The organism is uncultured Rossellomorea sp. (genome assembly GCF_947488365.1).
In the GTDB taxonomy this organism is placed as follows: domain Bacteria; phylum Bacillota; class Bacilli; order Bacillales; family Bacillaceae_B; genus Rossellomorea.
This window is the reverse complement of sequence record NZ_CANKZT010000001.1, coordinates 1,063,041-1,075,617: the sequence shown is the minus strand read 5'-3', so window position 1 is coordinate 1,075,617 and position 12,577 is coordinate 1,063,041. Positions and strand designations below refer to the sequence as shown.

Here is a 12,577-nt window from a genome sequence, read left to right as displayed (position 1 = left end):
TGAATAACTACTTCTGAAAGCAATAACTTTGAGAACAAACAATCTACAGTAAACCCCAGGGGGAAAGTATATTGGATATACATATTAGAGAAGCCACAAAGAGTGATTATGAAGTGGTTCATGGAATACAAAGACAAGTGCACGAAATGCATACAAAGGAAAGACCAGACCATTATAAGATGGCTGATACTACGTTAGACAAAGAGTATTTTAACAACTTGATAGAGGGAGAAAATACAAAGGTATTCTTATTAGAAGAAGGCCCACCAATCGCTTATACAATCCTTACGATAAAACATACAGAGGAAAGGCCCATTCTCATTCCAAAGAAAGTTGTCTATATGGACGACTTTGGTGTCGATCATAAGTACAGAGGAAAAGGGTTTGGGAGAATATTCTTTGAAAAAATAGTAGAGTACGCAAAGAATATAGAAGCAGATTCATTAGAATTAGGCGTGTGGGAGTTTAACGAGAATGCTATAAAATTTTATGAATCAATGAATTTAAAGACAAAAATGAGGAGGATGGAAATTGAGTTATAAAGCTCTCCTTGTTCCATCGCGTCCACTTGGTTTATATGTAAATCAAAATATTTAATCGACTACGGGAGTGGCACCGGTCTGATTAGTCTGAAATTAACGGATTTAGTGGAATGCATTTTGTTGGTTGATTCATCAGAACAAATGGTAGAGGTTATAGATTATGCCAGCAAGGAACTGCTGAGACAGTCTTCTCAGATTGGAGATGGACTTGTCTTGGAATTTCGTAGAGGATAAACGACAGAGGTGAATGAGATTGAAAAGAAAGATTCAGCCAACACCAAACACTATGAAAGAATGGATACAAACGTATGTACCGGATAAAGACCTCTTTTTCCTCCCAGAGACTAAACTTGCTAGTTTTAAAGAATATGTAAGTAATATCCTGGTCATCCCTTACGAAGAGTTCATGAGCCATTCATCTTACAAACAGGTACAACTTGCAAATAGTTATGAGTATTGGAATATATCAAAAGAAGTTAACTATGTTCTTGTGACACCTTTTGGCTGGATTAATCATCTTCCTGCTGAAAAGAAAATAGACCTTTATCATATTCAAAAGGAAGTGGGCAGGGGATTGATTCATCCAATCTCTGACTTCTCTGTAGACACTTCATTCCTCAGTGAAAGTATTATAGAAGTGAAGGGGGAGGAGTATCTAGTCCTTCATCACGCGATGTGGGCAGAACTCTCTTATCCTAGCAAGGAAGAACTCATGAAAGAAATTGCACAACAATGGGAGGAGTGGATTTGCTACGATTATCCGATCAATACACCTTCACACTTAATTAAGTTTGTAAACACCTTTCCATCCAGAGCAGGAAGTAATTGTTTATCAACCACACTGTTCGCCATCACTCAACAAGAATGGATCATACATGAATGGGTACATCCTCAAACATTTCTTCAAAGTTTAGAACATGAACATTATCACGTCATCACATCTCAGGATATAGAAGCAGGTGATGTGGTTACTTGGGAAAATTCAGACGGGATCATTCAACACGCAACTTACTGCATAGGTGATCATTTCTTCTTTAACAAACGTGGACAAACCTTCTTTAATGCTTGGAGTATTGTGCATCTTGATGATCTAAAAGAAGATTGGGGACGCTTTCGTATGAAGATGTTTCGGAAGGCTGTTTAGAATGATACATACGGCACTGTCTGTTCTCTATTTTTCATTTTTCTATTAACAATCTACCAAATTAAACAAAGGGAGAGAAGGATATGAGTAAATCATTCATTGAGCAAGTACATTATATTAGGATTCCTGTAAAAGATTTAGAACGATCTGCACAATGGTATAGAGATGTATTAGGGCTCCAGTTAGTAAACCTGACGGAGGAACTTGCGGTGATTAAAGTAAATGAAGGACCTTTCTTACTGATCCTAATCCCAACAGAAGACGAAACCTTTGCCCATTTTACAATTAACCAAGAACAAGAATTCAGCATTGGCTTTACAAGTCCGGAGTTATCTAAATTCCATCAACATCTTATGGGTAACCGAGTTAAGGTTGATGATATAAAAGAAGAAAATGGTCATGCATTTTTCCACTTTTATGATCCAGATGGAAATAAATTTCAAGCACACTGGTGAACAAGCAGCTGCAACCCTTCCCAAAGGTCCGTTTAGCTTTTGTCGCTTTTTAAATTGTCCTTAGAGGTAAAGGGGCTTATCCGGGGTAGGATGAGCCCTTTTTTATCTAAAGTTGCTTTTGAAAAGGTCACATATTTCATAGGTAATCTCTGTAGGAGTAACGAAAACGTAAGGAGGGGTGCTGTGTTTTGGGTGAAATTTATATTGATTGCAATCGTTGTATTTGTTCTTATCTCAACCGTTAAATATCTATTAAGAAAGCTTTTTAAAGTAAAAAAAGTGAAAAGAAACCTCTTTTCCTATAACCATATCAATGAGACCCATCGTAAAGTTGACAAGTGGGTAAGAGTCTTCACTTCCATTACACTAATGACATTAGCAATTCTAATGATAAATAATAAAGATTTTACTAACTTCTACTTGTTGGGAGTCATTGGGTTATTGGGGTTGGATTATGCTGTCAGGACATTCTTTGAATTGAAATATAGTGAATACCCTAAACAAGCTATTATAACGGTAGCTGAAATGATCATGATGTTAACTGCGATTTTTACTGTGTTTCAATTTTGGATTACGTAGTTTTTATCAACAGAAAGCGGGCCAGTTTTTACATTAAGCTCATATTAATTAAATGGTTTGAGGGGGAGATTTCTATGTGGTGGGAGTATTATGGAGATGCAGTAATGTTAGTATCAACCTTAACTGCCATTTTAATTTTGATATCCATTCATTTGTTTAAAACGAAAAGTAAAAGAGGCTTCATGATTCCTTTGTCTATATCAATTATAGGTTATATATCCTTTGTAATAGGCATTGTCTTTATCAGGTGATGGAGTGGTATGGGATTTATAGTGTATGGCGTGATCCTCATGGGAATCGGTCTTCTTTATTACCTTGGAGTCGGAGTATACAAAAAATTAAGTAAATAATGTGCCATGTAAGTAATAGCAGCCATCTTGTTAGGGTATCGAATAAATTGTCGTTCCACCAAATATGAAAGAGGGAATGAAATGAGAAATCATACTAGAGACATTTATAATAAGCTAGCCAGTACATATCTAAACGATGTTGATGAGAAGAGTCCCTATAACGCTTATTATGAACGCCCAGCCATGATGACGGCTTTGCCCTCCCAATTAGAAGGGAAAAAGGTGCTTGATGCCGGTTGTGCAGCTGGATGGTATTCTTCTCAGTTATTGTTTCAAGGTGCGGAAGTTACTGGTGTAGATATCAGTTCCGAAATGGTGAAAGCAGCGAGGCGTCGTTTAGGGGAAGAAGCGACCTTCCTTTGTCATGATCTTCAAGAAACCCTACCGTTTCAGGATGATTCCTTTGATGTGATTGTAAGCTCACTTACGCTTCATTATCTAAAGGATTGGACTCAACCATTTCAAGAGTTCAACCGCATTTTAAAAGCAGGTGGAACCTTTTTATTTTCGGTTCATCACCCATTCATGGACTATACAAGACACCAATGCGAAGATTATTTTAAGACCCAATTCTTAACAGAGACCTGGAACAAACCGAATATTACGATTGAGGTAAGCTTTTACAGAAGGCCCATGCAGAGTATTATTAATGAAACCACTCACTATTTCAATCTCGATGAGCTGATCGAACCCCAACCGCAAGAAAGGATGAAAGAAGTGAAAGAAAAGTCTTATCGCTATCTCATGACCAGCCCTCACTTCCTTATAGTAAAAGCTACGTCAAAAAAGCTTTTGGAAAATGAGTGATTGGATTGAGTTTCATTTCTTCTGGAGTCAGCTAATGTGAATAATACAATTGGTCGTGGGAGAAAGTGAATTCAATAGAACATAGCGACTGAATAGCTGGTAGCAAATGGGATACCGATGTTCAGCGTCAACAGGACAAGAGACTAAGTAGAGTAGGGACGGATACACTCTAACCAGTCTCTTTATATAAAATATGAACCAAAACAGCAAGAACTTGCTGCGACTGCTAAAAGCCCCATTACACTTTATTTTCTTCATTCCCTGGAGAAGGGAATCTAGAATGGTATTAGTTGTATGCTAAAGGCTGATCAACTGTTTTTCGTCTCCTATAGATGCTTAATATCAACCCTACAGCAGTCATTTCAAGCAAAATATGTGAGCCACCAAAACTCATGAATGGCATGGCTACACCAGGCAGAACTGATAAACCCAGGTTTGTCAGGATGCTTAGTATTAACTGAGCTGTGAATGTAGCTGCAAAGCCTATAATAAGCAGTTTACCATACACATGATTCACGCTTTTAGCCGTGCTGGAGATTCTGCAAATGAAATATCCAATCAACCCGAAAGCAATGGTGGCGGCCAACCAGCCAAATGAGTAGATGGTATACGCAAAGATAAAATCTGTATGGACTTCAGAAATAAAACGTGGAGTGACATAAAGGGTTTTTCCTATAAAATCTGCATCTCCTAACTTTAGATCAGCATAAGGACTTGTCAGCGTATACGTTTGAGCTTGAACGAACAGATGCACGATTGGCCATATGGCAGCTACTGTTGAAAATGTTATAGCTTGCTTAAGATTGGCTCTCGACACATGCATGATCACTGTGCAGACAAAAATGCTAATAAAAGTAGCTGCAAAGGCTTCTGTCGTTGCCAATAAAATGATAGGGATGGAAAGGATGCCTATTCCATACCAAGACTTTTGATTCTCTTTCCAATTCCATGAATGAAAGATTCCTGCAAAGGAAATGACCAGTAGAAATGGAGTGATCTCCGTGAAGTTAATACTGGCAACTCCTACATTTAAATATGGCACGCCATCGACTCTAACGCCGATTAAAACGGTCAATAAAAGAATGAGGATCGTTCCCACATAAAAGTGAATGGAGTACTTTAGCAATCTTCTGTAATCAAAGGTAAACAGGCTTAGCATGAGAAGAAGGCCGATCAAGTAAAAAACAAGACTTTTATTAAATACATTCATTTCATGAAGCTCTGTAATAGCTGAATGGAATTGTAAATAGTACATAACCAACAACCCAAATAGGGAAGCTGCCAGCACTGGAAGAATGGTTTTAACATCCATTGGGGCTTTATGTGCCTTGTTTAACTGCTTCCCCAATACTTCTGCATCTCCCATATGGTTCAATGCTTGATCTGTAGCCTCTTCTTCAGAGAGACCTCTGCGCATGGCATCCTCTTTAAGCGCATGAAGATGATCGTTTATTTCAAGCTTTATACTGGCATGTACATCCTTATTTCTGATCCGTTTACACAATTTTTCAATATACACTTCGAACTTCTTTTCTATTCCCATATGATTTTCTCTCCATTTAGTACTTCGTCAACTGCATTTTTGAAAACGGACCATTCTTCTTTTTTTTCCTGGATAAATTCTCTTCCGGAGTCATTTAACTTGTAATATTTTCTCTTTCTCTTTCCAGTCCCTTCTCCCCAGTAAGAGACAATCAACCCTTTATCCTCGAGGGTGTGAAGGATAGGATAGATCGTTCCTTCTTTAAAGCTGAATATCCCGTCAGACTTCAACTCCAGTTCTTTAATTATTTCATACCCATACATTGGTTTAGCATGAAGCAAGCTTAAAATAAGAGTAGTGGTACTCCCTTTAAGCAACTCTTTACTTATCTTCATAGACACTCTACCTCCAAATGCATAGTAAATCTATGCATAGTAATTATATGTTTATTGTATACTGCATATTTGAACCTGTCAATGCTTGTTATGCAGTGTATATCATAAATATTTGTTGACACATCACACTACTTTGTCATACTATATACTGGTAGTGAGTATTACTAAGTACAGTGGAATAATCATACAGGGGGTGAACGTTTGGAAAACTTCACTGAAATGCTAAAAGGGGTACTTGAGGGTTGTGTGCTAGAAATCATCAGCCGCGGTGAAACGTATGGCTATGAAATCACGCAACAGCTGAGAGAACTTGGCTTCACGGATGTGGTTGAAGGCACAGTGTATACGATCACCATGCGCCTTGAGAAAAACAATCTGGTGAACATCGAAAAAAAGCGATCTACCGTGGGGCCGCCGAGAAAATTCTACACACTTAACGAAGCAGGTCATGAGAAACTCGAAATCTTTTGGGGAAAATGGGATTTCGTCTCAAGCAAAATGAACGAACTCAAAACGAAAGAAATTAAAAGGAGAGGGTAAAATGAAATTTATTGAAAAAATCACAGGGAGTTTGGCTGACAAGCGGGAATGGAGAGCAATGGAGGCTCGCGCGAAGACACTTCCAAGTGAGTACCTCAACGCATACAAAGCGATCCAAAAATATATGTGGACCGCAGGTGGTCTCACTGATTGGAAGGACACGAGCCGTATCTTTAATGGCATTCTCGACCTTTTCGAGGAAGGTGCAGCGGAAGGCAAGAAAGTCACTGACCTCACGGGTGAGGACGTAGCTGCTTTCTGTGATGAACTGGTAAAGGACTCGGAAACTTGGAATGACAAGCATCGCGCTAAGTTGAACGATACGATTAGCCGTAGAGAAAAGTAAATGCAATCGATCATACCGACTGAATAGCTGGTTAAAAATGTGGTATTTACACCTTCACTATTCGGTTATTTTTTTATCCCGGTAGTAAGTATTACAGAATATCAGTCTGACTGAGTACTGGAGAATAGGTAAACTAGCGCTTTTTATAAGGAGGAAAAAATATGAGTGAGGCAGTGATTTCTGTAAAAGGGTTGAAAAAATCCTTTAAAGACAAGGAAGTCTTAAAGGGAGTGGATTTAGAGGTGGCCCGTGGTGAAATTTTCGCACTGCTGGGCTCTAATGGAGCGGGAAAGACTACGATCGTCAATATCCTCTCGACGCTGATGAAGCAGGATTGCGGTGAAGTGAGTATATGCAGCTTTGAGGTTCAGCGTCAACCGGATCATGTTCGCCGGAGCATCAGCTTGACTGGTCAGTTTGCAGCTTTAGACGTCATGCAAACCGGGCGGGAAAATCTGATGATGATTGCCAAGTTGCGTGGGGTTTCAAATCCCTCTCAAGTCGCCGATCATCTGCTTGCAAGATTCAGTCTCACCGAGGCTGCCAACCGACGTGCAGATCATTATTCAGGGGGGATGAAGCGCCGGCTTGATATCGCCATGAGCCTGATTGGGAAGCCGGCAGTGATATTTCTAGATGAACCAACCACGGGGCTTGACCCCGAAGCGCGGATTGAAGTCTGGGAGACCGTCAAGGAGCTTGCCGGCAGTGGCACGACCATATTGCTGACGACCCAGTACCTGGAGGAGGCGGAACAACTGGCGGACCGCATTGCCATCCTGCATGGTGGAAAAATCATCACGACGGGTACCCTTACTGAACTCAAGGAGATGTTCCCGCCAGCGAAAGTGGAATACATCGAGAAGCAGCCGACATTGGAAGAGATTTTCCTCGCAATCATTGGCAAAAAAGGAGGAGATGTAAATGAGAAGTAAAACAGGGGTATTACTGGGTCGTTTAATGCGAAATATCATGCGTAGCCCGGATACGATAATCACGGTGGCGATTACGCCGGTTATGATGATGCTGCTGTTTGTCTACGTATTTGGCGGCGCTATCGAGACTGGCACGGACAACTACGTCAATTATCTATTGCCGGGCATCCTGCTGATCACGATCGCATCCGGCGTCGCTTACACTTCTTTGCGGCTCTTTAATGATGTGAAAAGTGGGCTGATGGCGCGCTTTATTACCATGCCCATCAAGCGCTCGTCTGTATTGTGGGCCCACGTATTGACATCGCTTGTTTCCAATGCACTTACTGTTGGGGTGGTTATCCTCGTCGCGCTCTTGATGGGTTTCCGTTCCAGTGCTGATATCCTGGATTGGCTCGCAGTAGTTGGGATTCTCGTACTGTTTACATTAGCACTGACATGGCTGGCGGTTATTCCCGGGTTGACAGCACGTTCCATGGAAGGAGCCACAGCATACTCGTACCCACTGATTTTTTTGCCGTTCATCAGTTCAGCCTTTGTCCCCACTGAAACCATGCCTAAAATTGTTCGGGCTTTCGCAGAGAACCAGCCCGTAACTTCAATCGTGGATTCCGTCCGTGCCCTCTTATTTGAAGGGACTGTGGGCAACGATATCTGGATCTCGCTTACCTGGTGCGTCGGTATCATGCTCATCGCTTATTTCATAGCTAGTAAAGTATTTAAACGTCAGTTAGGTTGAGTGCAACAATTTGACATAACAAGTGCTGTGAATGTATTTGAAACAACTCTAGATGAATTTTAGAAATCACCAACTATTTGTACTGTTTTTGTAAACGAATGTAGTTAAAGTTGAGGGGCGTTGATCTAGTATGGATGAACGCTTTTTTGTTGGAATTATTGGATTAACGGGTCAGATTGTTGAATATGTCGTTTAGCACTAGTAGTGGTGGACCGTACCATAAATAACGGCGAAATGAATCATTCCTTTTACACTGTTATGGTACAATTGTATGCAATAAGATATTGATATTCGGTCAATGACTAACAGAGCTTAAATAAGGGGTTGTGTCAAATGAATATAAAGAAAAGCACAGAAATAAAACGCTCACCTAAAGCAGAAAACATTCTACCACAGATCAATAGTAAAACGAAGCTTGGTGACTTACGAAAAATCGCGAAGGACATTAAAAAAGATCACGAACTAGCTATGGAACTTTGGTCAACCGGAGAGTTTCTGCCAAGACTATTGGCAATCTTAATTATGGACAAAAAACTTCTTTCACAAGATGTACTAAATAAGCTTGATCAGGATATGCAGACTCACACATATGATGAGCGAAATAACTTAATGGATTGGTTAATGGCTAATCAGCTCACTAAAGACAAGAAGAACATTGCATTGATGGAGTCATGGAAAAATAGTCCTTCTGCTCTTCAAAGACGAGCTTTCTGGTATTTTCAAGCGAGATTGAGATGGACTGGACAAACACCGCCTGATAACACCGCAGACTTACTATCTGCAATTGAAGCTACTATTACGCAGGAAGAACCGGAAGTTCAATGGGCTATGAATTTCACCGCAGGCTGGATAGGCGTCTATGATGAAAAGTATCGAGCACGGTGTATGAAACTTGGTGAGAAAACGGGTCTCTACAAAGATGAAATGGTATCAAAAGGATGTACTCCCAATTATTTGCCGGAGTTCATTACGATTGAAGTTAACAAACGAATTAATCATTAGTTACCACTGAAAAATTCATAAGAATTGAACCTTATCGATGTGAATCCTCCTTGGGAAATCCTTTAAAATGGAACCTGTGATTGACCACAATACAGCTATGCGAGAAAGTCGAGAACCCGCTTGATCACAAGCTTCGTCGCGTCAGCATCGTAAGAAGGCATACTGCTGTCGGTAAAGAGATGTTCCTTGCCTTCGTATAGAAAAAGTTCAGCGTGATTGGCCGATGCCACAAGTTCACGGGCCGCGTTGATATCACCGTCTTCTACAAAGAAAGGATCTGCACTCATGGCATGAATTTGCACAGGCAAGTCGTCAGGCCACTGAGATTCGAACTCCGAGGTCGGGAGGCAGGCATGAAAAAACAGTGCGCCTCTTGCGCCTTCACGAGTTTGAGAGAGCTGCTGTGCTGCAGGGACACCTAGTGAAAAACCAGCATAAACGACATCGCGTGGAAGGTCGCCGGCTGCCCGAACGCCACGCGCCGTCACTTCTTTAAACCCGATTTCCTTAACAAACCCTAAACCTTCTTCCAATGAGGAAAATTTGCGGCCTTCAAATAAATCTGGCACATGCACAGTATGACCCGCCTCTCTCAGTTGATCAGCGATTGCTTCGATCCCCTTAGTTCTGCCTAAAACATGGTGTAACAACAAAACTTCTGCCATCATGTTCCCCCCCTATTTAGTGAACTTCATACCTCTCATGTATAAGTTTCGACAAAAGTCCTGTTTGACCTGCCAGAACTTCAACTTCTTGGACAAGTTCTTATTTTGAAAGAAAAAATTCAAAAAGTACTAATCCCCAGCTTTTCTTTATCCTAATTGTTTTTCCAGGAATGCCACCATTGTATTTTATTTGCTCCAGCAAGTTCCTTTTTTGTTTCTTATACTTCTCGAACCTTTCATGAGTTCATGGTTAAATTCATTACTATGATCAAAAAATAAATTTCAAAAATAATATGGATGCAGTAGCTTATTGAAAATAACCAAAAAAAGAACATCTAATTTACATAAGAATCTCGGGCGAGAAGATGAGAGAAGACTATGAAGTAGGAGATTGGTTCAGAGAATATTATGATACGGGAACCAAGGATGCAGAAGATTGAGGTAGGGTTATTAATTTTTGTTACTAACAATAAAACTATTATAATAAATAATAAAAATTTATTGTAAAACAATAAAATTTGTATTAAAATCAAAATCAACATAAATAAATGAGGTGTTTTTATGAAAAATATTACAACGTTGTTTTTGAAAATAGCTGTTATTTTTTTAGGAGTCCCAGTTCTTGCTCTGTGCATCTTTTTGGTGCCTGAGCTGGCGGACCTTTCAGCAACATTACTTCCAGAGTTTGCGGTGATAAAATATTTCGTTTTCATCGTTTTCTATGTATCTGCAATACCTTATTATTTTGCTTTGTATCAGGCTTTCGAACTCCTGCGCTACATTGACAAAAATAAAGCTTTCTCTGATCTATCTGTAAAAGCTTTAAAGAATATCAAATATTGTGCAATCACAATCAGTATTTTGCATGTACTGGTTTTGCCGCTCTTCTATATCTTTGCGGAAGTAGACGACGCCCCAGGAGTTATCTTTGTCGGGTTGGTTGTTCCTTTTGCTTCGATGGTTATCTCAGTGTTTGCGGCGGTTCTCCAGAAACTTTTAAAAGAAGCAATTGATATAAAATCAGAAAATGATTTAACGGTCTGAGGTGAATAACAATGGCAATTATAATCAATATTGATGTGATGTTAGCAAAAAGGAAAATGAGCGTAACAGAGCTTTCAGGTAGGGTTGGGATAACCATGGCTAACCTTTCTATATTGAAAAATGGAAAGGCGAAAGCGATTCGATTATCCACCTTAGAGGCAATTTGTAAGGCTTTAGAGTGTCAGCCTGGGGATATTTTAGAATACAAAAGAGACGAAGATAGTTAAACATTGTGGAGAAAAATAACAATTATTAGGGGAGGTATTACGATGGAATCTAACAATTCGATTATTGAAAACATGGGTGACCCTCATGAACTGGAGAGAATTTATAGAAAAGATCCAAAAGCTTTTAAACATTCCTTCTTACAGGCATGGGAACAAAATCCTGATTCTCAGGTCCTTGGCGTTTGGTATGAAAGATTGCATTTCAAGGAGGCAGCAAATACAGAGAAATCTTCCAAGATCCAAAAAGATTTCATATTCATGGGCATTTTAGCCATTATGGCAGGGATATTGACCAGGATCATTTTCCATTTTGTCGAACAGGAAGTGATCGCTCCAATTAACCTGGCCTTTGGTATAATTCCTTTTATTGCTACCTATTTTGTTTACAAAAATACTCCGAAAAAAAGTGTTCTTTATTCCCTTGTAGGGTTGTTCCTCATTTCTGGGGTTTATCTTAATATGCTGCCTTTAAATGATAAAGACAGTATTATCCTTGCTTATTTACACATTCCCATATTCTTATGGATCGTGTTAGGGATTGCATTTACAGGAAATGAGTATTCAAAAGGTAGTACTAGATTAGCCTATATCAAATTTAATGTGGAATATGGTATTCTCTACGCCAGCATGGCTGTTAGTGGAATGATACTGGCAGCACTAACCATGCAGTTATTCAGCTTTATCGGCTTGGATATAGAGGAATTTTATTTTAGTAATATCGTTTTATTTGGTGCTTCCTCTCTCGCTATTGTGGCTGCATACCTGGTATCAATGAACCTTAAACTTGCTAAGAATATTACACCCTATATAGCTAAAATTTTTAGCCCTCTTGTCCTGATCACATTGTTGGTCTATCTTATTGCGGTTATATGGCTCGGGAAAAATCCATTCTTGGACCGTAATTTCCTGATAGCCTTCAACGGAATACTCCTTGGTGTATTGGTCGTTACCATATTTTCCATTACCGAAAGCGACTCAGACGAGAAAAAAAACATTTCTGACTATATAAATTTTGCCCTGATTGTTCTTGCCCTTATCATTGACAGTGTGGCATTGTCAGCCATAGTGTTCAGACTTTCTTCTTATGGGATTACCCCAAACAGACTTGCTGTTTTAGGTGTAAACATACTTATCTGGGCAAACCTAATTTGGATTATGTTCTCCTATATGCGTTTTCTACAAAACAAATCCGGACCTTCAACTATCCAAGATTCCGTTACTAAGTATTTGCCGGTCTACGGACTCTGGGCAGCTTTCGTAATATTCACTTTTCCTTTACTTTTTAATTAGAAATTACGATAAGGCAGGTTAATTGAAGATGAAA

At 39.6% G+C, this 12,577-nt stretch carries 16 protein-coding genes; 13 read left to right on the top strand and 3 right to left on the bottom strand.

Going from position 1 to position 12,577, the window contains the following annotated elements; translation table 11 throughout:
- Window positions 1-71 precede the first annotated feature (71 nt).
- From Q1B03_RS05680 to Q1B03_RS05660, 5 genes are all read left to right on the top strand, one after another.
- Entirely contained in the window at window positions 72-542 is a 471-nt protein-coding gene (locus Q1B03_RS05680; RefSeq protein WP_299739073.1) for a GNAT family N-acetyltransferase, read from the top strand.
- 253 nt (window positions 543-795) lie between these two features.
- Window positions 796-1,686, top strand: a complete 891-nt coding sequence (locus tag Q1B03_RS05675) for a hypothetical protein (protein ID WP_299739071.1) — start codon at window positions 796-798, stop codon at window positions 1,684-1,686.
- 83 nt (window positions 1,687-1,769) lie between these two features.
- Window positions 1,770-2,141, top strand: coding sequence for a VOC family protein (locus Q1B03_RS05670; RefSeq protein WP_299739069.1), 372 nt, complete (start codon window positions 1,770-1,772; stop codon window positions 2,139-2,141).
- Window positions 2,142-2,324: 183 nt separating this feature from the next.
- Window positions 2,325-2,720: a DUF4181 domain-containing protein gene (locus tag Q1B03_RS05665; RefSeq protein ID WP_299739067.1), complete on the top strand. Its 396-nt coding sequence runs from the start codon at window positions 2,325-2,327 to the stop codon at window positions 2,718-2,720.
- A gap of 431 nt (window positions 2,721-3,151) precedes the next feature.
- Complete coding sequence (locus tag Q1B03_RS05660) at window positions 3,152-3,877, top strand: class I SAM-dependent methyltransferase (protein ID WP_299739065.1); 726 nt, start codon at window positions 3,152-3,154, stop codon at window positions 3,875-3,877.
- Between the two features lie 286 nt (window positions 3,878-4,163).
- Here Q1B03_RS05660 and Q1B03_RS05655 read toward each other — a convergent pair whose 3' ends face one another.
- Together Q1B03_RS05655 and Q1B03_RS05650 are read right to left on the bottom strand one after the other, a co-directional pair.
- On the bottom strand, window positions 4,164-5,420 hold the full coding sequence (locus Q1B03_RS05655) for an FtsW/RodA/SpoVE family cell cycle protein (protein WP_299739062.1): 1,257 nt from the start codon (window positions 5,418-5,420) through the stop codon (window positions 4,164-4,166).
- Window positions 5,411-5,755: a PadR family transcriptional regulator gene (locus tag Q1B03_RS05650; RefSeq protein WP_299739060.1), complete on the bottom strand. Its 345-nt coding sequence runs from the start codon at window positions 5,753-5,755 to the stop codon at window positions 5,411-5,413. Before Q1B03_RS05650 ends, Q1B03_RS05655 begins: the two co-directional genes overlap by 10 nt.
- Before the next feature lie 201 nt (window positions 5,756-5,956).
- On the opposite strand from Q1B03_RS05650, the gene Q1B03_RS05645 reads away from it, so the two are divergent.
- From Q1B03_RS05645 to Q1B03_RS05625, 5 genes are all read left to right on the top strand, one after another.
- On the top strand, window positions 5,957-6,295 hold the full coding sequence (locus Q1B03_RS05645) for a PadR family transcriptional regulator (protein WP_113969650.1): 339 nt from the start codon (window positions 5,957-5,959) through the stop codon (window positions 6,293-6,295).
- A gap of 1 nt (window position 6,296) precedes the next feature.
- Window positions 6,297-6,641 (top strand): DUF1048 domain-containing protein, encoded by a 345-nt coding sequence (locus Q1B03_RS05640; protein WP_299739055.1) that lies wholly within the window; start codon window positions 6,297-6,299, stop codon window positions 6,639-6,641.
- A 161-nt stretch (window positions 6,642-6,802) separates the two neighbouring features.
- Window positions 6,803-7,576 carry an ABC transporter ATP-binding protein gene (locus Q1B03_RS05635; protein ID WP_299739053.1) on the top strand — a complete coding sequence of 258 codons (774 nt, stop codon included), beginning with the start codon at window positions 6,803-6,805 and terminating at the stop codon, window positions 7,574-7,576.
- A complete protein-coding gene (locus tag Q1B03_RS05630; RefSeq protein WP_299739051.1) occupies window positions 7,566-8,315 on the top strand; it encodes an ABC transporter permease in 750 nt (249 codons plus the stop codon). The genes Q1B03_RS05635 and Q1B03_RS05630 overlap by 11 nt, the downstream gene beginning before the upstream one ends.
- A gap of 333 nt (window positions 8,316-8,648) precedes the next feature.
- Entirely contained in the window at window positions 8,649-9,317 is a 669-nt protein-coding gene (locus Q1B03_RS05625) for a DNA alkylation repair protein (RefSeq protein WP_299739049.1), read from the top strand.
- A gap of 95 nt (window positions 9,318-9,412) precedes the next feature.
- Here the strand turns inward: Q1B03_RS05625 and Q1B03_RS05620 are convergent, their stop codons facing one another.
- On the bottom strand, window positions 9,413-9,985 hold the full coding sequence (locus Q1B03_RS05620) for a dienelactone hydrolase family protein (protein ID WP_299739047.1): 573 nt from the start codon (window positions 9,983-9,985) through the stop codon (window positions 9,413-9,415).
- Between the two features lie 558 nt (window positions 9,986-10,543).
- Between Q1B03_RS05620 and Q1B03_RS05615 the strand changes: the two genes are divergently transcribed.
- From Q1B03_RS05615 to Q1B03_RS05605, 3 genes are read left to right on the top strand one after another with little or no spacing between them, the layout of a single operon-like run.
- A complete protein-coding gene (locus Q1B03_RS05615; protein WP_299739045.1) occupies window positions 10,544-11,026 on the top strand; it encodes a DUF2975 domain-containing protein in 483 nt (160 codons plus the stop codon).
- A gap of 11 nt (window positions 11,027-11,037) precedes the next feature.
- Window positions 11,038-11,253, top strand: coding sequence for a helix-turn-helix transcriptional regulator (locus Q1B03_RS05610; RefSeq protein WP_299739043.1), 216 nt, complete (start codon window positions 11,038-11,040; stop codon window positions 11,251-11,253).
- A 42-nt stretch (window positions 11,254-11,295) separates the two neighbouring features.
- Entirely contained in the window at window positions 11,296-12,543 is a 1,248-nt protein-coding gene (locus tag Q1B03_RS05605) for a DUF4153 domain-containing protein (RefSeq protein ID WP_299739041.1), read from the top strand.
- Window positions 12,544-12,577: the final 34 nt, after the last annotated feature.

Coding starts and splice junctions, on each gene's coding strand:
- Q1B03_RS05670 (WP_299739069.1), top strand. CDS start 1,770: ATGAGTAAATCATTCATTGAGCAAGTACATTATATTAGGATTCCTGTA.
- Q1B03_RS05660 (WP_299739065.1), top strand. CDS start 3,152: ATGAGAAATCATACTAGAGACATTTATAATAAGCTAGCCAGTACATAT.
- Q1B03_RS05655 (WP_299739062.1), bottom strand. CDS start 5,420: ATGGGAATAGAAAAGAAGTTCGAAGTGTATATTGAAAAATTGTGTAAA.
- Q1B03_RS05650 (WP_299739060.1), bottom strand. CDS start 5,755: ATGAAGATAAGTAAAGAGTTGCTTAAAGGGAGTACCACTACTCTTATT.
- Q1B03_RS05640 (WP_299739055.1), top strand. CDS start 6,297: ATGAAATTTATTGAAAAAATCACAGGGAGTTTGGCTGACAAGCGGGAA.
- Q1B03_RS05635 (WP_299739053.1), top strand. CDS start 6,803: ATGAGTGAGGCAGTGATTTCTGTAAAAGGGTTGAAAAAATCCTTTAAA.
- Q1B03_RS05630 (WP_299739051.1), top strand. CDS start 7,566: ATGAGAAGTAAAACAGGGGTATTACTGGGTCGTTTAATGCGAAATATC.
- Q1B03_RS05625 (WP_299739049.1), top strand. CDS start 8,649: ATGAATATAAAGAAAAGCACAGAAATAAAACGCTCACCTAAAGCAGAA.
- Q1B03_RS05620 (WP_299739047.1), bottom strand. CDS start 9,985: ATGATGGCAGAAGTTTTGTTGTTACACCATGTTTTAGGCAGAACTAAG.
- Q1B03_RS05615 (WP_299739045.1), top strand. CDS start 10,544: ATGAAAAATATTACAACGTTGTTTTTGAAAATAGCTGTTATTTTTTTA.
- Q1B03_RS05610 (WP_299739043.1), top strand. CDS start 11,038: ATGGCAATTATAATCAATATTGATGTGATGTTAGCAAAAAGGAAAATG.
- Q1B03_RS05605 (WP_299739041.1), top strand. CDS start 11,296: ATGGAATCTAACAATTCGATTATTGAAAACATGGGTGACCCTCATGAA.